The sequence below is a fragment of the Telluria sp. GW821-FHT07G12 genome (assembly GCF_059418525.1).
In genome coordinates this window covers 60,225-82,448 of sequence record NZ_JBWKQA010000003.1, presented here as the reverse complement: position 1 = coordinate 82,448, position 22,224 = coordinate 60,225, and the positions used below count along the sequence as shown (strand labels likewise).

The window sequence follows — 22,224 nt, the reverse complement described above, 5'->3', positions numbered from 1 at the left end:
TTACTGGTTATATATACAGTATCACAACAGTTTCCTGAAGGCTCGCTAGCGCCGCCCAAACGGAACTTATCGTAAGTTGAACGCAGATGTGTTCCGTACTTTACTCGTAACAAGGAGGCAACAATGCTGAATCGAGTCGTTACTGTGGCCGCGCTCGCGGTCGGCGGCATGATGCTGTCGAAAAAAATGAAGAACCGTGGCTCAGGCCTGGATTCGTCGGTCGTCGAGACCATCGAGATCAATGTGCCGGTCCGCACCGCCTACAACCAGTGGACCCAGTTCGAAGACTTCCCGCAGTTCATGGCCAGCGTGCACGAAATCCGCCAGCTGGACGACAAGCACCTGCACTGGAAGGCCAACGTGGCCGGCGAAGAGAAAGAATGGGACGTCGAGATCACCGAGCAGATCCCGGACAAGCGTATCGCCTGGCAGAGCACCACCGGCGTGCCGAACGGCGGCGTGGCGACCTTCCACAAGATTTCCGACAACGTCTGCCGCGTGGCCGTCCAGATGGATTATCAGCCGGAAGGCGCCCTGGAAAAACTCGGCGACTCCTTCGGCGCCGTGCGCATGGAATTGCGCGGCAACCTGCAGAAGTTCAAGGAAATGCTGGAATCGCGCGGCAAGGAAACCGGCGCCTGGCGCGGCAGCATCGCCCAGCACTGATCCCTGCCGGCTCGTGCAAGCGCCGCCCGCGAGGCGGCGTTTTTTTTGCCGCGCCTAAACGAATCCCTCCCCTTTTCCGCCGGGAGTAGGATGGCACTCCCTTTCTGGAGGAACCCATCATGGACAATGCGGACGATCCGATCAAGGCCCTGGAGCGCGACCACGACACGGTGCGCAAGCTGGCCGACAAATACCTCAACAGCGGCGATATCGAGGTCAAGAAACAGGCGGCGACCCAGCTGCTGCAAGCCATTCACACCCATTCACGGCTGGAAGAATCGATCTTCTATCCGAACGTACGCTGCCTGGACGACAACCTGGTGCGCCATTTCGAGCAGGACCATTTGAAAGTGGACGACCTGCTGGCCACGCTGCAAGGCATGGCGCCGGACGAACCGCGCGCGGAGCCGATGATGCGCGAGATGCTCAAGTCGGTGCTGAGCCATATCGAGGAGGAAGAAGGCGAGCTGTTCCCGCGGCTGCGGCAGTCGAATGTCGATATGTCCGATATCGGCTTGCAGATGCAGTCGTTCGAGGCCAATCTGATCCATATGCAGGGGCAGGCCAGCGATCAGGGCTCGCGGCGCAGGTAAACGAAAAAGCCCCCGCCGCGGCGGGGGCCATATCCTAACTTACCAAACCCGGCAGCGCTTCTCCTTCACCATCGGCTGCCCCGGCTTGCACTGGAAAGCCTGCTGGAACTGCGGCATGTTCACCACCAGGCCGTTCACGCGGTAGCGGCCCGGCGAGTGCGGGTCGGTCATGGCTTTCACGCGCAGGTTTTCCGGGCGGTCGTTTTCGCAGGCCCACTGTGCGTAGCCGACAAAGAAGCGCTGCTCGGGCGTCAAGCCGTCACGCGCGGCTTGCGCCTGCTGCGGCATGCTGGCCATCTCTTCCTTCCACGCCATCCAGCCCAGGATCAGGCCGCCCAAGTCGGCAATATCTTCGCCCAGGGTCAGCTTGCTGTTGATCTTGATGTCGTCCACCACCGTGTACTGCGCGTACTGGTCGACGATGCAGGCGGCGCGCTCTTCGTATTCCTTCGCGTCCTTCTTGGTCCACCAGTCCTTCAGGTTGCCCTTGGCGTCGAACTGGCGGCCTTCGTCGTCGAAGGCGTGGGTCAGTTCGTGGCCGATGGTGCCGCCGGTGTTGCCGTAGTTGGGCGCATCATCCATCTTCGGGTCGAACAGCGGCGGCTGCAGCACGCCGGCCGGGAAGTTGATGTCGTTCATCTGTGGGTTGAAATAGGCGTTCACCGTCGGCGGGGTCATGCCCCATTCGCCGCGGTCGAGCGGCTTGCCGATCTTGGCCAGGTCGCGGCGCGTCTCGAAGGTGTTGCCGCGCTCGACGTTGCCGGCAAAGTCGCCCGGCTTCACCACGTACGCGCTGTAGTCGCGCCACTTGTCCGGATAGCCGATCTTGTTGACGATCGCGGCCAGCTTTTCCTGGGCGCGCTTCTTGGTCTCGAGGCTCATCCAGTCCAGCGATTCGATGTCCTTCTTCATCGCTTCCTCGACCTGGCGGGTCATGTGCAGCGACTTGGCCTTCAGCTCCGGCGAGAACGCGCGGCTGACGAATTCCTGTCCCAGCGCTTCGCCCAGCTGGCGGTCGACCAGGGTCACGCAGCGCTTCCAGCGCGGCTGCTGTTGCTGCACGCCGCGCAGGGTCTTGCTGAAGAAATCGAAGTGCTCCTGGTCGAAGTTCGACGCCAGCGCCGGCGACATGTTGCGCGCCACGTGCCAGCGCAGGTAGGTGCGAGTGGCATCGATGTCGGACGTCTTCCACATTTTCGCCAGCGCCTTGAAGAAGGCCGGCTCGGTGACGTTAAAGGTCTTCTGCTTGCCCTGGCCGATCTCGCCCAGGTAGGTCTTCCAGTCGAAGCCGGGGGTCAGGGCCTGCAGGCCCTTGCCGTCGACCTTGTGGAACAGTTTATACGGATCGCGCTTGTCGACGCGCGACAGCGAAGCCTTGGCCAATTCCGTCTCCATGGCCATCACGCGCTCGGCCTGGCGCTGCGCCTGCTCCGGGCTGTCGCCGAGCAGCTTGAAGGTGTTGGCGATGTGGGCCACATATTTGGTACGGATGTCCTGCGACTTCGCGTCCGTCTTGAGGTAGGAATCGCGGTCCGGCAGACCCAGGCCGCCGGCCATGGCGAAGGCGATCACGCGGGTCGAGTCGCCGAAGTCCTGGCTGGAGCCGAAGCCGAAGTACAGGCCCTGGTCGGCCAGCGCCAGGTGCAGGCGCGCCAGCACGCGCGGCAAGTCCTTGTTGGACTTCAGCGTCGCGATCTGGTCGAAGTAAGGCTTGAGCGGCTCGGCGCCGCGCGCTTCGATCGTGCGCTCGTCCATGCAGGCGCCGAAGTAGTCGCCGATCTTCTGCTGGGTGGCGTTGCGGCCGTCCTGGCGCTTGGACAGGTCTTCCAGGATGCCCCACAGGAAGCGCTGGTTGTCCTGGGCCAGCTTGCCATAGACCGACCAGCGCGCCTGGTCGGCGGGGATCGGATTGTTCTTCATCCAGCCGCCGCAGGCGAACTGGTAGAAATCGACGCAGGGATCGGCGCTGCGGTCCATCGAGTTCGTGTCCAGGCCCGGCGTGTACGGAAACTCGGTCGCTGGACGTTCGGCCTTGGCGGCAGGCGTGGCTGCGGGCGCCGGGCTGGTCTGGGCATGTGCCAGCGCAGCCGCGCCGGCGATGGATAGGAGGGCTGCTAAGCGGGCTGGGCGCATATTCAGGCTTTATAAAAGATTAAGCCTCGTATGCTGCCACAGGGTCGCCCGCCCGGCAATGCCCTGCCTGCTCAGCCCTGCCCTGGCGCCTGCTGGGCCAGTCCCTTGGCCATGGCATCGCGGATCAGCCCGCGGACTGCCTTGTCGGCGGTCCTGCTCTCGCGGTCCATCTGCTTGCCGAGCACGTCCATCTTCTTGCCGATCTCGTCCATCGGCTTGCCGGCCTCGTTCATGCGTTTGCCGACTTCGTCCATGCTGGCGCGGGCACGGCGCTGGCCTTCGCTTTCGTGGGCGGCGCGCATCTGCTCGCCCAGCTCGTTCATCTGGCGTCCGAGCTTGTTCATCTGGTCGTTCAGGCGGTCGCGCTCGGCGTCGCTGTTGGCCTTGCCGATCTTCTCGCCCAGGGTGGACATCTGGCGGCCGAGATCGTTCATCTTGCGCTCCAGCTCGCGCACCCGCGGCTCATCGACCTGCATGCCGGCGGCCGCCTGCTCCATCTGCTTGCCCAGCGCTTCCATCGCCTTGCCGTGCTTATCCATCTCCTTGCCGTAGGCGTCCATCTGCTTGCCCAGCTGGTTGACCGGCTCCCAGGCCGCATGCGCCTTCGCCAGGGTGTCCGGGTCCTGCACGATCCAGGACTTGCCGCCGTCGCGGAACCACAGGAACTCGCCCTTGATGCTGCGCTTGAGCTGCTTGATGGACTTCCAGTCGGCGCTGTTGCCGGTCATGTTGAAACCCTCGTCGCCCTCGCCCACCAGGGCGTAGGACTCGCCGCGTTCTTCGCGCAGGGTGACGTGGACCGCAGGCTTGGCCGGCGCGGCCGCCGGCGCCGCCGGCGTGGTGCCGGCATGGGCGTGGATGGCCGCGGTCAGGGCCAGGGCGAGTGCCGGCAATGCGAGTTTCCAGTTGAGGGGTTCCGCTTGCGGGCGAACCAGGCGTTTGATGCGAGACATGAGCTTTCCTCCGTGCGCCCCAGGGGCGAGTTGCGGGGTGGAGAGCTGGAACAGATCCAGCTCGGATAATGCAAGCGCGAGACGCCGCGGTTCGCCCAGCGCGCTTGCGGCCAAATCGTCGGCGATCAGTTCCCGCTCGACCCGGATGCGGTGCGACAGCCACCACACCGCCGGGTGATAGAACAGCAGGATCTCGATCGCACTCTGTATTAGGTTGATCAGGTAATCGTGGCGCCGCACATGGGCCAGTTCGTGCGCCAGCAGGGCTTCCAGCAGCTGCGGCGCCATGCCGGTTGCCAGCGAGGCCGGCACCAGCACCAGCGGCGCCAGGGCACCTGCCGTCACCGGGCTGGCGAGATCGTCCACCAGTCCCAGGATGACCTTGCGCCCGATGCCGAGGCGCGCCGCCAGCCGGTCCAGCACAGCCTGCCACGCGGGGTCTTCCCGGTAGGCGCCCGGACGGCTGCGGCGGCGCACCCACGCCAGGCCCAACAGCAGGCGCAAGGCCATCAGCGCGGCGCCGGCCGACCAGCACAGGATCACCAGTGGCAGGCGCGGCTGCAGCATCTCGCGCCAGCCCTGCGCCAGATTCCACGCCACCGGCAAGGGCGCGCCATGGACCTGGCTCTGCACGGCCGTGGCCGGCAAGGCCTGCAGCAGCGCGGACGGCAAGTTCATGGCGCCGCCGGCAGCACCCTGCCCCATCACGCGCGCCAGCATGCCGGCCAGCGGCAGCGCCGCGCACAGCAGCAGCGCTGCGCAGGCCACCAGGTAGCGCCACTGCGGACGCGCCTTGCCCAGCAGCCCCAGCAGCACGGCGGCGACGCAGCCGAGCAGCGCACCCTGCCAGACGAAGTCCAGCAGTGCCCAGGCCAGGCCGGACATCCAGGCTGCGGCGCTCATCGCGCGTCCTTAGTGTGAATCGGGCTCATGCGGTTTCCTTTCGACGAATCCAGAATAGGTCAACTAGAAAATTTTGTCTAGAACTTTTTTTCTAGATGTAGGCGAGTGATCGATGGAGGCAGGATAAGGACAGCGGGAGGCAGCCGCCAGCTTGCTGCGACAGGCTGCAAAATCGGGGGAGCAGACGGAAAAAAAGCCGGCATGGCGCCGGCTTTGCTCAGGGGTGAACCAGGCTGCTTAGTACACGACCACGGAGCGGATCGACTCGCCCCGCTTCATCAGCTCGAAGCCTTCGTTGATTCGATCGAGCGGCAGGTGGTGCGTGATGAGATCGTCGATGTTGATCTTGTTCTCCATGTACCAGTCGACGATCTTCGGCACGTCGGTGCGGCCACGGGCGCCGCCGAAGGCAGAGCCCTTCCACACGCGGCCGGTCACCAGCTGGAACGGACGGGTCGCGATTTCCTTGCCGGCCTCGGCCACGCCGATGATGATCGACTGGCCCCAGCCTTTATGGCAGCACTCCAGCGCCTGGCGCATCGTGGTGACGTTGCCGATGCACTCGAAGGAGTAGTCGGCGCCGCCGTCGGTCAGCTGGACGATGGCGTCGACCACGTTCTCGACCTCGGACGGGTTCACGAAATGGGTCATGCCGAACTTGCGGGCCATCTCTTCGCGGCCGGGGTTGAGGTCCACGCCGATGATCTTGTCGGCGCCGACCATCTTGGCTGCCTGGATCACGTTCAGTCCGATGCCGCCCAGGCCGAACACCACCACGTTGGCGCCCGCCTCCACCTTGGCGGTGAAGATCACGGCGCCGATGCCGGTGGTGACGCCGCAGCCGATGTAGCAGACCTTGTCGAAAGGCGCGTCCGAGCGGATCTTGGCCAGCGCGATTTCCGGAACCACGATGTAGTTCGAGAAGGTCGAGGTGCCCATGTAGTGGTAGATCGGCTTTCCGTCCAGCGAGAAGCGCGAAGTGGCGTCCGGCATCAGGCCGCGGCCCTGCGTGCTGCGGATGGCCTGGCACAGGTTGGTCTTCTGCGACAGGCAGAATTTGCACTGGCGGCATTCCGGGGTGTACAGCGGGATGACGTGGTCGTCCTTGCGCAGACTGGTCACGCCGGGGCCGACGTCGACCACCACGCCAGCGCCTTCATGGCCGAGGATGGCCGGGAACAGGCCTTCCGGATCGGCGCCCGACAGGGTGTACCAGTCGGTGTGGCAGATGCCGGTGGCCTTGACCTCGACCAGCACCTCGCCCGCCTTCGGGCCTTCGAGCTCGACTTCCTCGATGGTCAGCGGCTTGCCCGCCTGCCATGCAATCGCTGCTTTGGTTTTCATGTCGCGTTGTCCTTCCTGTAGCTTGATAAACGGTTTGCCATCATACCAAGCCAGGTCGAAACGCGTTCTACTTCCCTCTCAGCCGCGCGGCAAACGCCCCGTGCAGGCCATTGAGCAGCTCCTCGGCCGCGACGATCTGCTCGGCCACTTCGTTGACCTTGCGGCGGCTCGATCGCGCATGGTCGCGCAGGACTTCGAAGGCGGTGTTGCGGTCGGTCTGGTAGCGCGCCATCAGCAGGCCCACGGCCAGGCTGGTCTCGCGGCCGGCGGCCAGGGCCGCGTTCAGGTTGGCCTCGGTGCGGCGCAGCTGGCGGATCTCGTCGGCGCGCGCCAGGCCGGCTTCGAAGGCCGGCAGCAGGCGGCTTGCATCGACGGGCTTGACCAGGAAGCCGACCGCGCCATGGCTGGCGGCCTGGCGCGCGGTCTCGGCGTCGTCCACCGAGGACAGGAACATGAAGGGCACTTCGGTATGGTCCTTCAGGCGCTTCGCTAGGTCCAGGCCGGTCATGCCGGGCATGGTGATGTCGAGCAGGGCCAGCGCGATGTCGGCCTCGCGCTCGGCGATGCGCTGCAGCGCCTCCGGTGCGGAGCCGGCGCCGACGGTGTCATAGCCGGCATGCTGCAGCACGGTGGAAATGAAGTCGAGCAGGAGGGGATCGTCGTCGACCAGGAGGATCAGCCGGCGAGGGGAAGCGGGTGTGCTCATTGTTTTCCTGTTTTGGCGGCCAAAAATATAGCACGTACATTTGTTGCAAATCTAGATTTTCATCAATTGAATCATATGCACAGACGATCGCGCAACACTCCCTGCGCACGATTGAAAATCTATTGCGTATGTATAAGTTCCCTAAATAAACTGGCTCGGCTGTCACTGCAGGATGCTGGGCCCGGCCTCCCCGCGGTAACAGTGATGTATCGGTCGTTAAAGCAGTAAAACCACAAGGCGCGCGGCCACGAGTCGCGCTCTATAACGATAAGTATTAACGGAGAAAACACCGATGAATCAGAAGCACACTACCGCAGCAAAGAAGTTCATTCCTGCCCTCTCCCTGTGCGCTGCGGCGTTGGCAGTGGCATTCGCAAGCAGCGCTCAGGCCGCTGCGCCTGACACCACCCGCGTGATCGTCGCCTTCAAGCCAGGCGCGAAAGCCGCAATGAAGTCGGTGGTCGCAGCCGCCAAAGGCGCGGTCAAGCATGAAATCTTCGGCATGGACGCCATGGCCATCGAAGTGCCGGCCGTGGCGCTGAAGGGCCTGGAAAACAATCCGAACGTGGAATACATCGAAGAAGACGTGCTGCGCAAGCCATTCTCGCTGACCACGCCCTCGACCGGCACTCCCTACACCCTCGGCCAGCAAGTCCCCTACGGTGTCAAGCTGGTGCAGGCCGACCAGCTGCCGGACACCAACACTGCCAACCGCAAGGTCTGCATCATCGACTCGGGCGTCGACTTCAGCCATGAAGACCTGAAAGACAACGGCGCCAACGTCACCGGCGAATACGACGCCGGCACCGGCTGGTGGTACACCGACGAAACCCACCACGGCACCCACGTGTTCGGCACCATCGCCGGTGTCAACAACGGTACCGGCGTGGTCGGCGTGAACCCGAACAAGCACCTGAAATTGCACATCGTGAAGGTGTTTGGCAAGGACGGCGCCTGGACCTATTCGTCGACCCTGGCAAGTGCCGCCAACAAGTGCGGCGCAGCCAACGCCAACGTGATTACCATGTCGCTGGGCGGCGGCGCCAAGAGCATGACCGAGCAGCGCGCCTTCGACAGCCTGGTCTCCAAGGGCGTCCTGGTGATCGCTGCCGCCGGTAACGACGGCAACGCCACCACCTCCTACCCGGCCGGCTATTCCAGCGTGATGTCGGTCGCCGCCGTGGACGAGAACAAGACCGTCGCCACCTTCTCGCAGTACAACAGCGACGTCGAGATCTCGGGTCCGGGCGTCTCGGTGCTGTCGACCGTGCCGATGGGCACCGGCCAGGATCCGGTCCTGTCCGTCGGCTCGACCACCTACGCGCCGACCGCCATGGAAGGTTCGCCGGTCAAGACCGCGACCGCTGCGCTGGCCGACTTCGGCATCGGCGACACCGTCAACACCGCCGTCTCCGGCAAGGTCTGCCTGATCCAACGCGGCACCGTCGACTTCGCGACCAAGGTCACCAACTGCCAGAATAGCGGCGGCGTCGGCGCGGTCGTGTACAACAACGTGGCAGGTCCACTCGCGGGTACCCTGGGCACCACCGTGACCAGCATCCCGTCGGTCGGCGCGTCGGACACCGAAGGCGCGGCGATGAAGGGCCAGCTGGGCCAGAGCGCAACCGTCGGCGTGAAGGCATCGAACTACGCCTACTTCGACGGCACCTCAATGGCGACCCCGCACGTGTCGGCAGTCGCTGCCCTGGTGTGGAGCTACTTCCCGACCTGCACCGGCGCACAGATCCGCACCTCGCTGAACAACAGCGCGCTCGACCTGGGCACCGCCGGCCGCGACACCAAGTACGGTTATGGCCTGGTGCAGGCCAAGGCTGCCTACGACCGTATCAAGTCGCTGGGCTGCGGTAAGTAAAAAGGCGCTCGCGCCTTTCGTAGGGTGGGCACACTGTGCCCACGCGTGACGTTTGTGGCATCTTTACGTTACGCGTGGGCACGTTCGTTTTGAGGCCCCCGGCCTCAAAACCCCATCCTACTTTTTTTCCACGCACGGAAATCATGGACACCCATATCGTCGACTCCTGGAACAGGAACGCGGCGCCCTGGGTCACGGCGGTCCGCGAAGGCGAGATCGAAAGCCGCCTGCTCGTCACCAACCAGGCCATCGTCGAGGCGGTGCGCAGCCTTGCGCCCGCAAGCGGCATCGACATCGGCTGCGGCGAGGGCTGGCTGGTGCGCTCACTCGACGGCATCGCCATGCTGGGCGTGGACGTCGTGCCCGGCCTGGTCGAGTCGGCGCGCCGCGCCGGCGGCGGCGAATTCCGCACCATGTCCTACGAAGAGATCGCGCAGGGAGGCTTGAACCTGGCGCTCGATGTCGCCATCTGCAATTTTTCGCTGCTGGGCGAGGAATCCGTCGCGGGACTGTTCCGCGCCGCACCCTCCTTCCTGCGGCCGGGCGGCGCCCTGGTCGTGCAGACCATGCACCCGGTGGCGGCCTGCGGCGATGCGCCCTACCGCGACGGCTGGCGCGAAGGCAGCTGGGCAGGCTTCAACGCCGGCTTCACCGATCCGCCGCCATGGTACTTCCGTACATTGAGCAGCTGGGTCAGGCTGTATGTCGACCACGGTTTCCAGCTGCGGGAATTGCGCGAACCTCTGCATCCGAAGACCGGAAAGCCGGCATCGCTGATCCTGATCGGCCAGCTGGCCTAGCGTCATCTATAATGGACCCTTTCGAAAATTCACACGCCAACACAGCCATCATGGAATTAGCCAAGTCTTTCGAGCCAGCCGATATCGAACAATTCTGGCGCACCGAGTGGGAAAAGCGCGGTTACTTTGCCGCCACCATGGACGCCGACAAGCCGTCGTTCAGCATCCAGCTGCCGCCACCGAACGTGACGGGCACCCTGCACATGGGTCACGCCTTCAACCAGACCGTCATGGATGGCCTGACCCGCTACTACCGCATGCGTGGCTATAACACGGCCTGGATCCCGGGCACCGACCACGCCGGCATCGCGACCCAGATCGTGGTCGAGCGCCAGCTCGACGCGCAAAAGATCTCGCGCCACGACCTCGGCCGCGAAGCCTTCGTCGAGAAGGTCTGGGAGTGGAAGGAAAAGTCGGGCAGCACCATCACCGGCCAGATGCGCCGCCTGGGTGCGTCCGCCGACTGGAACCGCGAATACTTCACGATGGACGAGCCGCGTTCGAAAACCGTGGCGGAAGTGTTCGTGCGCCTGTACGAACAGGGCCTGATCTACCGCGGCAAGCGCCTGGTCAACTGGGACCCGGTGCTGGGCACCGCCGTCTCCGACCTCGAAGTGGTGTCGGAAGAAGAAGACGGCTCGATGTGGTACATCCAGTACCCGCTGGCCGACGGCAGCGGCCACCTGACGGTCGCCACCACCCGTCCTGAAACCATGCTGGGCGACGTCGCCGTCGCGGTCGATCCGACCGACGAGCGCTACACGGCCGTGGTGGGCAAGATGCTCAAGCTGCCGCTGACCGGCCGCGAGATCCCGGTCATCGCCGACGAATACGTCGACAAGGCCTTCGGCACCGGCTGCGTGAAGATCACCCCGGCCCACGACTTCAACGACTACGCCGTCGGCCAGCGCCACAAGCTGCCGATGCTGTCGATCATGACGCTCGACGCGAAGATCGCCGACGAGGCGCCGGAAGCCTACCGCGGCCTGGACCGCTTCGAAGCGCGCAAGAAGATCGTCGCCGACCTCGAAGCCCAGGGCCTGCTGGAACAGGTCAAGCCGCACAAGCTGATGGTCCCGCGCGGCGACCGCACCGGCGTCATCATCGAACCGATGCTGACCGACCAGTGGTTCGTCGCCATGAGCAAGCCGGCGCCGGAAGGCACTTTCAACCCGGGCAAGTCGATCACCGACGTGGCGCTGGAAAAAGTCGCCAGCGGCGAGATCCGCTTCGTGCCCGAAAACTGGACCACCACCTACAACCAGTGGCTGGGCAACATCCAGGACTGGTGCATCTCGCGCCAGCTGTGGTGGGGCCACCGCATTCCGGCCTGGTACGGTCCGAACGGCGAAATCGTGGTCGCCCGCAGCGAAGAGGAAGCGCAGCAGAAGGCATCGGCGCAAGGCATCACCGGTGAGCTGAAGCGCGACGACGACGTGCTCGACACCTGGTTCTCGTCGGCGCTGGTCCCGTTCTCGACCATGGGCTGGCCGGAGCATACCAAGGAAATGGGCATGTTCCTGCCGTCGTCGGTGCTGGTGACCGGCTTCGACATCATCTTCTTCTGGGTTGCGCGCATGGTCATGATGACCGCGCACTTCACCGGCAAGGTGCCGTTCAAGACCGTCTACGTGCACGGCCTGGTGCGCGATTCGGCCGGCCAGAAAATGTCCAAGTCGAAGGGCAATACCCTGGACCCGATCGACCTGATCGACGGCATCGACGTCGAGTCGCTGGTTGCCAAGCGCACCACCGGCCTGATGAACCCGAAGGCCGCCGAGAAGATCGCCAAGGCCACGCGCAAGGAGTTCCCGGAAGGGATCGCAGCCTACGGCACCGACGCCGTGCGCTTCACCATGGCCAGCTACGCCTCGCTGGGCCGCAACATCAACTTCGACCTCGGCCGCGCCGAAGGCTACCGCAACTTCTGCAACAAGCTGTGGAACGCGACCCGCTTCGTGCTGATGAACACCGAAGGCAAGGACTGCGGCAAGCCGAATCCGGAAGATTTGTCGCAGGCCGACCGCTGGATCATCTCGCAGATGAACCGCGTGGAGCTGGACGTGGCCAAGGGCTTCGCCGACTACCGCTTCGACAACATCGCCAGCAGCATCTACAGCTTCGTCTGGGACGAGTACTGCGACTGGTACCTGGAACTGGCCAAGGTCCAGGTCCAGCAAGGCACCGAGGCCCAGCAGCGCGCCACCCGCCATACCCTGCTGCGCGTGCTGGAAGTGATCCTGCGCCTGGCGCATCCGATCATTCCGTTCGTAACCGAGCAGCTGTGGCATGCCGTTGCGCCGCTGGCCGGCAAGACGGGCGACACCATCATGCTGCAGCCCTACCCGATCGCCGACGAGTCGCTGATCGACGCCGGCGCGGAAAGCTGGATGGACCAGTTCAAGAAGCTGACCGACGCCACCCGCAACCTGCGCGGCGAGATGAAGCTGTCGCCGTCGGTGCGCGTGCCGCTGATCGTCGAACCGGGTTCGGATGCCGACCGCGCCGCCGCCCAGAGCTTCGCGCCCTACGTCCAGCTGCTCGGCAAGCTGTCGGAAGTGCAGATCGTCGACACCCTGCCGGAATCGCCGGCCGCGGTGTCCATCGTCGGCACCACCAAGCTGATGCTGAAGGTCGAGATCGACGTCGCCGCCGAGCGCGAGCGCCTGTCGAAGGAGATCGCGCGCCTGCAGGGCGAGATCGCCAAGGCCAACGGCAAGCTGTCCAGCGAGAGCTTCGTCGCCCGCGCCCCGGCCGCCGTGGTGGCCCAGGAACGCGAGCGCGTGGAGAACTTCAGCGCCACGCTGGCCAAGATGCAGGAGCAGTTGGCCAAGCTGCCGCCGGCCTGATTTTTTGCCGTTTGTAAAAAAAGCCGCGCCTGGGTCTTGCCCGGCGCGGCTTTTTTGTTTCAGGCCTGCCTGCGCCGTCCGTGCAGCAGCAGCCCGGCTAGTCCGAGCCCCAGCATCGCCACCGAGGCCGGTTCCGGCGCAGGCGAGATGTTCGTCACGACATTGTCGATCTCGCCCCACTGCGGGTCCGGCAAGCTCAGGTCGCCGGGGTTGGGCATGAACCAGTCGACATAAGTAACGTGCTGGAAGTCCGCCCCCATGGTGAAGGTGGCCAGCGGCTGGTCGCCGAGGATGGTGAAGGTGGCGCCGGTGCTGCTGACGAACACGGAATCGCCGCCGAAATAATCGAAGGCGATGAAATCGAAACTGCCGCCATCGAGGCGCTGGAAGCGGTAGGGTTGCGAGCCTTCGCGGCTGTGCAGCACCAGCGAGTTGGCGCCGGAATGCATGTGCCCATCCGACAAGTCGAGCGAGGTGACGCTGAAGCCCGACTCCGTCCACGAATCCGGATAGGGGCCAAGGTCGCCGATGTTGTCGAAGGTGAGCGTCACGGTCTGGGCCGAGGCGGCGGCCATGCCGCAGGCGCAGCAGACTGCGAGAACGAAGCGTTTGATCCAGCTTGATTTCGTCATGGTAATCCTCGGTGCGATGGGAGGACGACGGCCGTCCACTCACTCAGCATAAGGATCGGTCACGCGGCCATATTGATCAGAGCCAGCCCGCGTTCCTCGCCATCCGATAAGCCTCGATGCGATTTCCCGCATTCAGCTTGCTGATCGCCTCGGACAGGTAGTTGCGCACCGTGCCTTCGGACAAGTGCACCAGCTTCGCGATCTCGCCGCTGGTCTTGCCCTCGCCGGCCAGCCGCAGCACCTGCCGTTCGCGTTCGGACAGCGGGTCCTGGCCCGCGCTCCAGCTTTCCAGCGCCAGCTCGGGCGCGATCGCCCTGCCGCCGCCTGCTACCTGCCGGATCGCCGCCGCCAGGTTCTCGGCCGGCGCATCCTTCAGCAGATAGCCGCGCACCCCGGCCTCGAGCGCGCGCCGCAGGTAGCCGCTGCGCGCGAAGGTCGTCACGATCACGACCTTGGCTGGCAGGCCGAGTTCTTGCAGCTGCGCCGCCAGTTCGAGGCCGGTCATCTGCGGCATCTCGACGTCGGTCAGCACGATGTCGGGCCGCAGCTCGCGGCACAGCGCCAGCGCATCCTTGCCGTTGCCGGCCGTGCCGACCACGTCGAGATCGTCCTCGAGTCTCAGGAGCGCGGCCAGTGCACCCAGCACCAGCGCCTGGTCTTCTGCGATGACGATACGAATCATGCTGCTTCCCCTTCCATGTCTTTCACGGGCAGGCGCAATTCCAGGCGCAAGCCATTCTCAACGCGCACCAGCAGCTGGCCGCAGACGGACGACGCGCGTTCGCGCATGCCCTTCAAACCGTTGCCGATGCGGACCTCGTCGCCGCTGCGCAGACGCTCGCCATCGTCCGCCACGCGCAGCACGGCGCTGCCCTTTTCCAGTGCCAGGACGACCGTGCAGCACGTCGCGCCGGCATGGCGTACCACGTTCGTCACCGCTTCGCGCAGCGCCAGCGCCAGCACGTGTTCGAGCGCCGGCGCGATGGCGAACTGCTGGATGTCCTCGCGCAGTTCGACGCCGGCGGCGGCCAGGCTGGCGCGGGCGCTGGCCAGTGCGCCGGAGAGGCCGCTGTCGCGGTAGCCCGTCACCGCCGTCCTCACCTCGGCCAGGGCGCGGCGCGCGCTGGCTTCGATATCGGCGATCTCGCGCTTGCAGGCCTCGAGGTCGCGCCCGGCCAGCTTGCCCGCCAGTTCGGCTTTCAATGCGATCAGGGACAGCGAGTGGCCCAGCAGATCGTGCAGGTCGCGCGAGATGCGTTCGCGCTCGGCGATGCGGGCAATGTGCTCGACCTCTTCCTGCTTGCGCAGCAGCTGACGGCGCGAGGCGCGCAGGCCACTTTCCATGATCGAAGCCACGCCCACCGACAGGCCGACCGCCCAGGGCGCCAGCATGAAGGCGGGACCGTTCGCCGTCAGCAGGTAGGCGGTGGCGGTCGCCAGCGCCAGCACCACGGCCAGCATGCGCGGGGCGTTGCGGCCGGGGGCCAGGCGGCCGCACATGCCGGCCGCGAAGATGAAGAAAGTGCCGGCGCCGTTATTGTGCGGGGCCCACAGCATGCCGAACAGGCAGGCCGCCAGGATGCATAGAACCGCGCTGCGGCCATCGGCCCAGAAGCTGACCAGGTAAAGCGGCAGGAACAGCGCGATGCTGATGCCCAGCATGGTCAGTTCGAGCGCGCTGACCGGGCTGTAGAAGTACTTGAATACCAGGAAGGTCAGGGACATCGCCCACAGGTAGGGCAGCTTGCCCAGTTCGGCCGGGACCCAGGGCCCGGCCAGCATGCGCTTGAATCCTTGCATCGCTTGTCTTCGTTATGGTTATCAGCGGTCGGCCAGGCGAACGTCGGCGATCTCGAAGCGGTAGTCGCCCGGTTGCGGTCCAGCGTTAAATCCTATCATGGTCACCGCCGCCGGATCGACCCCGGCAAAGGCACTGAAGGGAATCGCCACTTCCTGCCACTCGGCGCCGGTGTCGAAAGGCACGCTGCGCGGGATCGTCATGCCGCTCGATGCCATCGTCAGCATGTACTTGTGGCCGTCGCCGCGTACGCGGAAGCGGACCACTTTGGCGGCGCTCAGGTCCGCGCCCAGCATCGGCTGCGCGCCCGGCATGAAGGCCGCGCCGGCCCAGGGATAGGCGAAGCCGGGTTTGACCTGCGCCTCGATCGCGATGGCCGCGCCGCCTTCCCCGGCAGCCTGGGCGCCGATGTTGACGGTCGAGACGCCGCCGGCGAATTTGTCGGTGGACGGGAACCAGCCGGTGCCGAAGGGGCTGGCCAGCTTGCCCTCCTTCAGCAGCGAGATCCTGCCGTCGGCGGGCAGCGCGAGCGGCTGCGCGCCCTTCGCCGCGCTTTCCTGCGCCACGTGCCGGCGCTGGGCGTCGCGAATCGCCGCCGTGCTTTCGCCATCCTTCCACACCTCGACGATGCGGCGGGTGGCGCCGATGTCCTGCAGCGGATTGCCCTCGACCAGCACCAGGTCGGCCTTGTAGCCCTTGGCGATCTGGCCGCGCAGGCCCAGGCGGAAGGCCTTCGCCGGTGCGCTGGTGGCGGCCACCAACGCTTCGCGCGGCGTGAGGCCGGCGTCGACCAGCGCCGCCAGCTCATGGTGCAGGCTGGCGCCGTACTGGGTGCCGGCATTGCCGGCGTCGGTGCCCGCCAGCAGCGGCACGCCGGCGCGGCGCATGGCGCTGGTGACCATCTTCGGCGCGGCCAGGATGGCGGGGCGCGGCGCCGGGCCGTAGCCGGTCTGCAGCGCGCCGCGTTCTTCGCGGTCGAGCAGGCCGGCCACCTGGGCATCGTCGAGCAGGTCGCGCGGCTTCACCCCGGCGATGCTTTCCAGGACCGAGAAGGTCGGCACCACGAAGGCGCCTTTGGCCTGCGCCAGCCGGGCCAGGCTGTCCGCCTCTTCCTGCGAGATCGCCGGCGCAACGAACAGGTGGGCCAGGCCGTCGGCGCCGGCTTCCAGCGCGGCGCGCGCATTTTCCAGGTTGCTGATGTGGACCACGGCCAGCTTGCCGCGCTTGTGCGCGGCATCGATCACTGCCTTCACGGTGGCGCGGTCGAGGCTGTTGAAATGGTGGTCGCCGAAACCGTCTTCCATCACGACCTTGATGAAGTGCGAGCCTTCGGCGATGCGGGCGTCCACGAAAGCCTGGGCGTCGCCGCCGTTTTCCAGGGTCGGGATCTTGACCGGATATTCGGTGCCGTGGCCGCCCGGCGCGGTAACCAGGGTGCCGGCCGAGAACACGTCGGCCTCGCCGCCGTTGCGGCCTGCCGCCATCTGCTGTTGAATGCGCTGCATGACTTCGACCCCGGTGAACATGTCGACCTGGGTGGTCACGCCGAATACCAGCGGCAGCTCGAAATGCTGCCAAGTGTGGACGTGGGCGTCGATCAGGCCCGGCAGCAGGGTGCGGCCCTTGCCGTCCACCACGCGGGCGCCGGCGGGCGCCTTGCCGCGGTAGTCGCCGTCGACGATCAGGCCATCGCGCACCAGCACCGAGCGGTGTTCGTGCGCGCTCTTGCCGTCGAAGACGCGCACGTCTTGGACCAGGGTGGTGCCGGCGATGGCGGTGGAGGAGCAGGCCAGTGCGGCGGCAAGCATCAATGTGGTCGGTTTCATCGGTATTCCCCTTTAAAACCTTGATAAACCTGCTGCGCGTTGCACTGGCGGCCTGCGATGCTCGCTGTACTACTCGTACAGCTGCGCTTCTCAGCCACCATTGCTGCCGCTCGCGACGGTTTCTCAAGGTTTTGGTTAATTGTGGATGGCGATCTGCCATGGACACCAGTATCGGGAAACGCCGGCCGCCGCGGCAGAAGCGAGCGCCATCAGTTTCAGGTGACAAATGTCATCTGCGATTATTTCCACCAGGCGGTTTACCGAACGACCGTACTGTTTGCTACACTCCAGTTGCCGATAACCATACTGGAGACACCATGCGCACCCTCATCAAAGCATCCCTGATTGCCGCCGTCCTGGCTTCCCCGCTCGCGTGGGCCCAGGATGGATCGCCGGTCGGCCTGTGGAAGACCATCGACGACAGCTCGGGCAAGCCGTCCGCGCTGATCCGCATTACCGAAAACCATGGCGAGCTGACGGGCAAGATCGAGAAGCTGTTCCGCACCCCGGACGAAGACCAGAACCCGAAGTGCCAGCTGTGCACGGATGCGCGCAAGGACCAGCCGATCATCGGCATGACCATCGTCTCGGGCCTGAAGAAGACCGGCGACGAATACACCGGCGGCGAGATCCTCGACCCGAAGAACGGCAAGGTCTACAAGAGCAAGCTGACGGTGCGCGAAGGCGGCAAGAAAGTCGAAGTGCGCGGCTTCATCGGCATGCCGATGTTCGGCCGCTCGCAGGTCTGGCTGCGCCAGGAGTAAATTCGTCTTGAAGCCCGCGCCGGCCTAACCCGGCGCGGGTCATCCGGCTTGTGCGCTACACTCCCTCGGACGAGATGAGGAGGGAGACGAGCGATGCCCAGGCCGACAGGCACGCCACCGGTTGAACCGCGGCCACAGCAGCCAGATCAGCAAGACCGGGCATCGAGCCAGGTCACGCGCTACCTGGCCGCCGATGCGCCGCCGGTCCCGCTGCCCTACCTCACCTACCTGTTCGAACACGTTGCCGACGTCATCTTCTTTTTGGAGGTGCTGGACGGCGACCGTTACCGCTTTTCCGCGGTCAACGAGCGCTTCACCCTCGCCACCGGCCTGCCGGTCTCGGCGGTGGTCGGCAAGGAAGTCGACGAGATCATCCCGCCCGACTCGCTGGAACTGGTGAAGTCGAAATACCGGGAAGCCATCGTCACCCGCGATGTGGTGCGCTGGCAGGAGGTGTCGAACTACCCCTCCGGCACCAAGACCGGCGACGTGACCGTGTCGCCCGTGATCGATGCGGACGGCCAATGCCGCCTCCTGATGGGCGTCGTCCACGACATTACCGAACACGTGCGCAACCGGCACCGGCTGGAGCTCGGCTCGCTGGTGTTCCAGAACAGCCACGAGGCAATTGCCGTGCTGGATACGGATGGCCGCGTGGAAGCGATCAACCCCGCCTTCACCGCCATGCGCGGCTATACGCTGGAGGAGATTGCCGGCAAGGCGCCGCAGGTCTACAACGCCGGGCTGGACGAGGCCGATTTCGACGCCGCCCTGTGGGCGCGGCTACGCGCGGCCGGGCAATGGGAAGGAGAATTGTGGAGCCGCCACAAGGACGGCCACGTGCTGGCGGAATACCGGACCGTCACCGCCGCCTGTGGCCCAGACGGGCAGGTGCGCAACTATATCGAGATCGGCACGGACATCACCGATTCCAAGCGCGCCGAAGAGCTGGCCTGGCGCCAGGGTAACTACGACGCCTTGACGGGCTTGCCGAACCGCCAGATGTTCATGGAGCGCGTGGCCCAGGCCATCCTCAGCGCCGACATCGAGGCCGGCAGCTTTACCTTGCTGGTGATCGACCTCGACCGCTTCAAGGACGTCAACGAAACCCTGGGCCACTCGTCCGGCGACGAGATCCTGAAGGAAGCGGCCCAGCGCCTGCTCGACTGTACGCGAGACGGCGACACCGTGGGCCGCCTGGGCGGCGACGAGTTCACGGTGCTGCTGGCCGCCCGGCCGGAACACAGGGGCAAGGAAGCCTTTGCGGTCGACCGCACGGCCCAGGCCATCATCCAGGCCATGGCCAGGCCCTTCGTGGTCGCCGATGAAGCCCTGCACTTATCTGCCAGCATCGGCATCACGCATTACCCGAAGGACGCGTCCGACATGGAAAGCCTGATCAAGCACGCCGATCAGGCCATGTACGTGGCCAAGCAGCAGGGCCGCAACCGCTATGCCTACTTCTCGCATGCGATGCAGGAGCGGGCGCAGGCACGCAGGCGGCTGATCAGGGACCTGCGCACTGCGATCGGCGAACGCGCGCTTGAAGTTCACTACCAGCCCATCGTCGACCTCGCCACCGGGACGCTGGAGAAGCTTGAATCGCTGGTGCGCTGGCCCCATCCGCAACGCGGCATGATCGGCCCGGCCGAATTCATCCCCTTGTGCGAAGAGACCGGCCTGATCGTGGAGCTGGGCGAGCAGATCTTCGAGACGGTGGTGCGCGACGTCGTCGCCTGGAAACAGGAACATGGCGCCTGCCTGCAGGTGGGGATCAACGTCTCCCCGGTCCAGCTGCTGTCCGGGCGCGAGGCCTGCGAACGCTGCTTTCAGCTGGCCAGGCGCGCCGCGCTGCCCGAGCACACCCTGGCCATCGAAGTCACCGAAGGCATGCTGCTCGATAACAATCCTTTCGTCATCCAGCAGCTGCGCCAGGTGGCCGAAAACGGCATGGACCTGGCGCTGGACGATTTCGGCACCGGCTACTCGTCCCTCTCCTACCTGAAGAAATTCAGCTTCCAGTTCCTGAAGATCGACCGCGCCTTCGTGATGCACCTGGAAGCCGGCACCACCGACTACGCCTTGTGCGAAACCATCGTCACGATGGCCCACAAGCTCGGCATGCGGGTCATCGCCGAAGGCATCGAAACGCCGGAACAGCTCGATCTGCTCAAGCTAGCCGGCTGCGATTACGGCCAGGGCTACCTGTTCTCGAAGGCCGTGCCGCGCGAAACCATCGCCCACTGGCTCGCCAGCCGGTCCATGCCCTGGATGCGCGCCGGCTTTGCCGCGCACGCATTCAAGCGCGCGACAGGAAAATTATCTTAATGATAATCTCGGTTCACATATCTTCGATCAATCGAATGAACCATCGGTACTGAAGGAACTCCACATGATTTTCATGCGTCTGCTTGCCCTTCTCGCGGGCAGCCTTGTCCTCATCCTGCCGCCCATCGTCGTGGCGGGCAATACCCACCCCGGCATGCCGGGCTGGATCGCCGTCGGCGGCCTGGCCGGCCTGGCGCTGGTCGCGATGAGCTTTCTCTACATCGCCGCGCTCGGCGACCAGATGCGCCGCTCGGCCCACATGCGCATGCTCGGCGGCCTGCTGCTGCTGATCCCGGCCGCCGCCTCCGTCACCATGCTGGCCACGCGCACCGATGAAGCGCTGCTGTGGGGCAGCGGGACCCTGCTGTCGTTCACGGTACTGATGTTCATCAGCTTCGTGTTCCCGGCATCGGCGGACCGCCGCCAGCGCCCGATGCGCCAGCGCGAACGGCTGGAACCCGCGCTGGTGCTGATCAAGCGTCACCCATCGGCCGAGCGCCGCGGTAGTTCGCGTATCTGATTACCCCGCCGCCAGACGGCGCCGTGCCAGATAGCGGTCTAGGGCATTGCCGAACTGCTGGCGGTCGGCCTGGCTGAAGGCGCTGGGGCCGCCGGTATCGACGCCGCCGCTGCGCAACTCTTCCATGAAGGCCCGCATCGTCAGCTGCTGGGCGATATTGTCCTTCGTGTAGAACTCGCCGCGCGGATTCAGCGCATCCCCACCCTTCTCGAGCACGCGCGCCGCCAGCGGAATGTCGCCGGTGATCACCAGGTCGCCCGGCGCCAGGCGCTCGACGATCTCGGTGTCGGCCACGTCCGGCCCGCTGGGCACCTGGATCGCGCGGATGAAGCGCGAGCCCGGCACCCGGATCAGCTGGTTGGCAATCAAGGTCACCTGCAGCTGCAGGCGCTCGGCCACGCGGAACAGGATGTCCTTGATCACGGCCGGACAGGCATCGGCATCGACCCAGATCTGCATCGTGCTCAGGCCGGCGGCAGGTTGTCCCACAGATCGCCGGTCGGGCTGATGCGGGGTGCGGTGACGCCGAAGTGTTGATACGCCAGGGGCGTCGCGATGCGGCCGCGCGGCGTGCGCTGCAGATAGCCCTGCTGGATCAGATAGGGTTCCAGCACGTCCTCGATGGTGTCGGCCGCCTCGCCGATCGCCGCCGCCAGGTTGCCGATGCCGACCGGGCCGCCGGCAAACTTGAACAGCACCGCTTCCAGGAGTTTACGGTCCATGACGTCGAAGCCGACGGTGTCGACGTCGAGCATCTTCAGCGCGCGGTCGGCCATGTCCTTGGTGATCTCGCCATTGCCCTTCACTTCCGCGTAGTCGCGCACGCGGCGCAGCAGGCGGTTGGCGATACGCGGGGTGCCGCGCGCACGGCGGGCGACTTCGCGCGCGCCCTCCTCGTTGATCGGCGCCTCCAGCAGCGCGGCGCTGCGGGTCACGATCTTGGTCAGCTCTTCGACGTTGTAGAACTCCAGGCGCGCGACGATGCCGAAGCGGTCGCGCAGCGGATTGGTCAGCATGCCGGCGCGCGTGGTGGCGCCGACCAGCGTGAACGGCTGCAGGTCGAGCTTCACGGAACGCGCGGCCGGGCCCTCGCCGATCATGATGTCGATCTGGTAGTCCTCGAGCGCCGGATACAGGATCTCTTCGACCACCGGCGATAAACGGTGGATCTCGTCGATGAACAGGACGTCGTTGGCTTCCAGGTTGGTGAGCAGGGCCGCGAGGTCGCCCGGGCGCTCCAGCACGGGCCCGGAAGTCTGGCGCAGGTTCACGCCCATCTCGCGCGCGATGATGTGGGCCAGCGTGGTTTTACCCAGGCCCGGCGGACCGAACAGCAGGGTGTGATCCAGCGCTTCGCGGCGCTTGCGGGCGGCGGAGATGAAGATCTCGAGCTGGTCGCGGATCTTCGATTGGCCGACGTATTCGTCGAGGTGCTTGGGGCGCAGCGCGCGCTCGATCGCCTCCTCGTTCGGCGAGGCCGGCGCGGCGTCGATGATGCGCTGCTCGGTGAAGTTGTCGGTCTGGATGCTCATTTAT

Annotated in this window: 18 protein-coding genes; 8 read left to right on the top strand and 10 right to left on the bottom strand. The window is 65.4% G+C overall.

Annotation, left to right across the window (positions count from 1 at the left end):
- Positions 1 to 123 precede the first annotated feature (123 nt).
- Together AC07PE_RS12865 and AC07PE_RS12860 are read left to right on the top strand one after the other, a co-directional pair.
- Positions 124 to 666, top strand: a complete 543-nt coding sequence (locus tag AC07PE_RS12865; protein ID WP_498764934.1) for an SRPBCC family protein — start codon at positions 124 to 126, stop codon at positions 664 to 666.
- A gap of 119 nt (positions 667 to 785) precedes the next feature.
- Positions 786 to 1,259, top strand: a complete 474-nt coding sequence (locus AC07PE_RS12860) for a hemerythrin domain-containing protein (protein WP_498764932.1) — start codon at positions 786 to 788, stop codon at positions 1,257 to 1,259.
- Positions 1,260 to 1,298: 39 nt separating this feature from the next.
- Here AC07PE_RS12860 and AC07PE_RS12855 read toward each other — a convergent pair whose 3' ends face one another.
- The 4 genes from AC07PE_RS12855 to AC07PE_RS12840 all read right to left on the bottom strand — a co-directional run bounded on the left by AC07PE_RS12855 (position 1,299) and on the right by AC07PE_RS12840 (position 7,298).
- Positions 1,299 to 3,392: a M13 family metallopeptidase gene (locus AC07PE_RS12855; protein WP_498764930.1), complete on the bottom strand. Its 2,094-nt coding sequence runs from the start codon at positions 3,390 to 3,392 to the stop codon at positions 1,299 to 1,301.
- A gap of 71 nt (positions 3,393 to 3,463) precedes the next feature.
- Entirely contained in the window at positions 3,464 to 5,248 is a 1,785-nt protein-coding gene (locus tag AC07PE_RS12850) for a M56 family metallopeptidase (RefSeq protein ID WP_498764928.1), read from the bottom strand.
- Positions 5,249 to 5,485: 237 nt separating this feature from the next.
- Positions 5,486 to 6,592, bottom strand: coding sequence for an S-(hydroxymethyl)glutathione dehydrogenase/class III alcohol dehydrogenase (locus AC07PE_RS12845; RefSeq protein WP_498764926.1), 1,107 nt, complete (start codon positions 6,590 to 6,592; stop codon positions 5,486 to 5,488).
- A 67-nt stretch (positions 6,593 to 6,659) separates the two neighbouring features.
- On the bottom strand, positions 6,660 to 7,298 hold the full coding sequence (locus tag AC07PE_RS12840; RefSeq protein WP_498764924.1) for an ANTAR domain-containing response regulator: 639 nt from the start codon (positions 7,296 to 7,298) through the stop codon (positions 6,660 to 6,662).
- 292 nt (positions 7,299 to 7,590) lie between these two features.
- Here AC07PE_RS12840 and AC07PE_RS12835 point away from each other — a divergent pair, with 292 nt between their 5' ends.
- The 3 genes from AC07PE_RS12835 (at position 7,591) to AC07PE_RS12825 (ending at position 12,820) form a co-directional block, all read left to right on the top strand.
- Positions 7,591 to 9,171: a S8 family serine peptidase gene (locus AC07PE_RS12835; RefSeq protein WP_498764922.1), complete on the top strand. Its 1,581-nt coding sequence runs from the start codon at positions 7,591 to 7,593 to the stop codon at positions 9,169 to 9,171.
- 143 nt (positions 9,172 to 9,314) lie between these two features.
- Complete coding sequence (locus AC07PE_RS12830; protein WP_498764920.1) at positions 9,315 to 9,971, top strand: class I SAM-dependent methyltransferase; 657 nt, start codon at positions 9,315 to 9,317, stop codon at positions 9,969 to 9,971.
- A 50-nt stretch (positions 9,972 to 10,021) separates the two neighbouring features.
- Positions 10,022 to 12,820, top strand: a complete 2,799-nt coding sequence (locus AC07PE_RS12825; RefSeq protein ID WP_498764918.1) for a valine--tRNA ligase — start codon at positions 10,022 to 10,024, stop codon at positions 12,818 to 12,820.
- Positions 12,821 to 12,879: 59 nt separating this feature from the next.
- Here AC07PE_RS12825 and AC07PE_RS12820 read toward each other — a convergent pair whose 3' ends face one another.
- From AC07PE_RS12820 to AC07PE_RS12805, 4 genes are all read right to left on the bottom strand, one after another.
- Positions 12,880 to 13,452, bottom strand: coding sequence for a PEP-CTERM sorting domain-containing protein (locus AC07PE_RS12820; RefSeq protein WP_498764916.1), 573 nt, complete (start codon positions 13,450 to 13,452; stop codon positions 12,880 to 12,882).
- Between the two features lie 76 nt (positions 13,453 to 13,528).
- Positions 13,529 to 14,134, bottom strand: a complete 606-nt coding sequence (locus AC07PE_RS12815; protein WP_498764914.1) for a response regulator transcription factor — start codon at positions 14,132 to 14,134, stop codon at positions 13,529 to 13,531.
- On the bottom strand, positions 14,131 to 15,252 hold the full coding sequence (locus tag AC07PE_RS12810) for a sensor histidine kinase (RefSeq protein ID WP_498764912.1): 1,122 nt from the start codon (positions 15,250 to 15,252) through the stop codon (positions 14,131 to 14,133). Before AC07PE_RS12810 ends, AC07PE_RS12815 begins: the two co-directional genes overlap by 4 nt.
- Positions 15,253 to 15,273: 21 nt before the next feature.
- Positions 15,274 to 17,076 (bottom strand): CIA30 family protein, encoded by a 1,803-nt coding sequence (locus AC07PE_RS12805; protein ID WP_498764911.1) that lies wholly within the window; start codon positions 17,074 to 17,076, stop codon positions 15,274 to 15,276.
- Between the two features lie 317 nt (positions 17,077 to 17,393).
- Between AC07PE_RS12805 and AC07PE_RS12800 the strand changes: the two genes are divergently transcribed.
- From AC07PE_RS12800 to AC07PE_RS12790, 3 genes are all read left to right on the top strand, one after another.
- The gene (locus AC07PE_RS12800; protein WP_498764909.1) at positions 17,394 to 17,840 is read left to right on the top strand and encodes a DUF2147 domain-containing protein; all 447 of its coding nucleotides are present in this window, start codon (positions 17,394 to 17,396) and stop codon (positions 17,838 to 17,840) included.
- A gap of 93 nt (positions 17,841 to 17,933) precedes the next feature.
- Positions 17,934 to 20,168, top strand: coding sequence for a putative bifunctional diguanylate cyclase/phosphodiesterase (locus AC07PE_RS12795; protein ID WP_498764907.1), 2,235 nt, complete (start codon positions 17,934 to 17,936; stop codon positions 20,166 to 20,168).
- A gap of 64 nt (positions 20,169 to 20,232) precedes the next feature.
- Complete coding sequence (locus AC07PE_RS12790) at positions 20,233 to 20,688, top strand: hypothetical protein (protein WP_498764905.1); 456 nt, start codon at positions 20,233 to 20,235, stop codon at positions 20,686 to 20,688.
- Here the strand turns inward: AC07PE_RS12790 and AC07PE_RS12785 are convergent, their stop codons facing one another.
- Both AC07PE_RS12785 and ruvB read right to left on the bottom strand, forming a co-directional pair.
- Positions 20,689 to 21,147, bottom strand: coding sequence for a YaiI/YqxD family protein (locus tag AC07PE_RS12785; protein WP_498766047.1), 459 nt, complete (start codon positions 21,145 to 21,147; stop codon positions 20,689 to 20,691).
- Between the two features lie 5 nt (positions 21,148 to 21,152).
- Positions 21,153 to 22,220: a Holliday junction branch migration DNA helicase RuvB gene (gene ruvB / locus AC07PE_RS12780; RefSeq protein WP_498764903.1), complete on the bottom strand. Its 1,068-nt coding sequence runs from the start codon at positions 22,218 to 22,220 to the stop codon at positions 21,153 to 21,155.
- Positions 22,221 to 22,224: the final 4 nt, after the last annotated feature.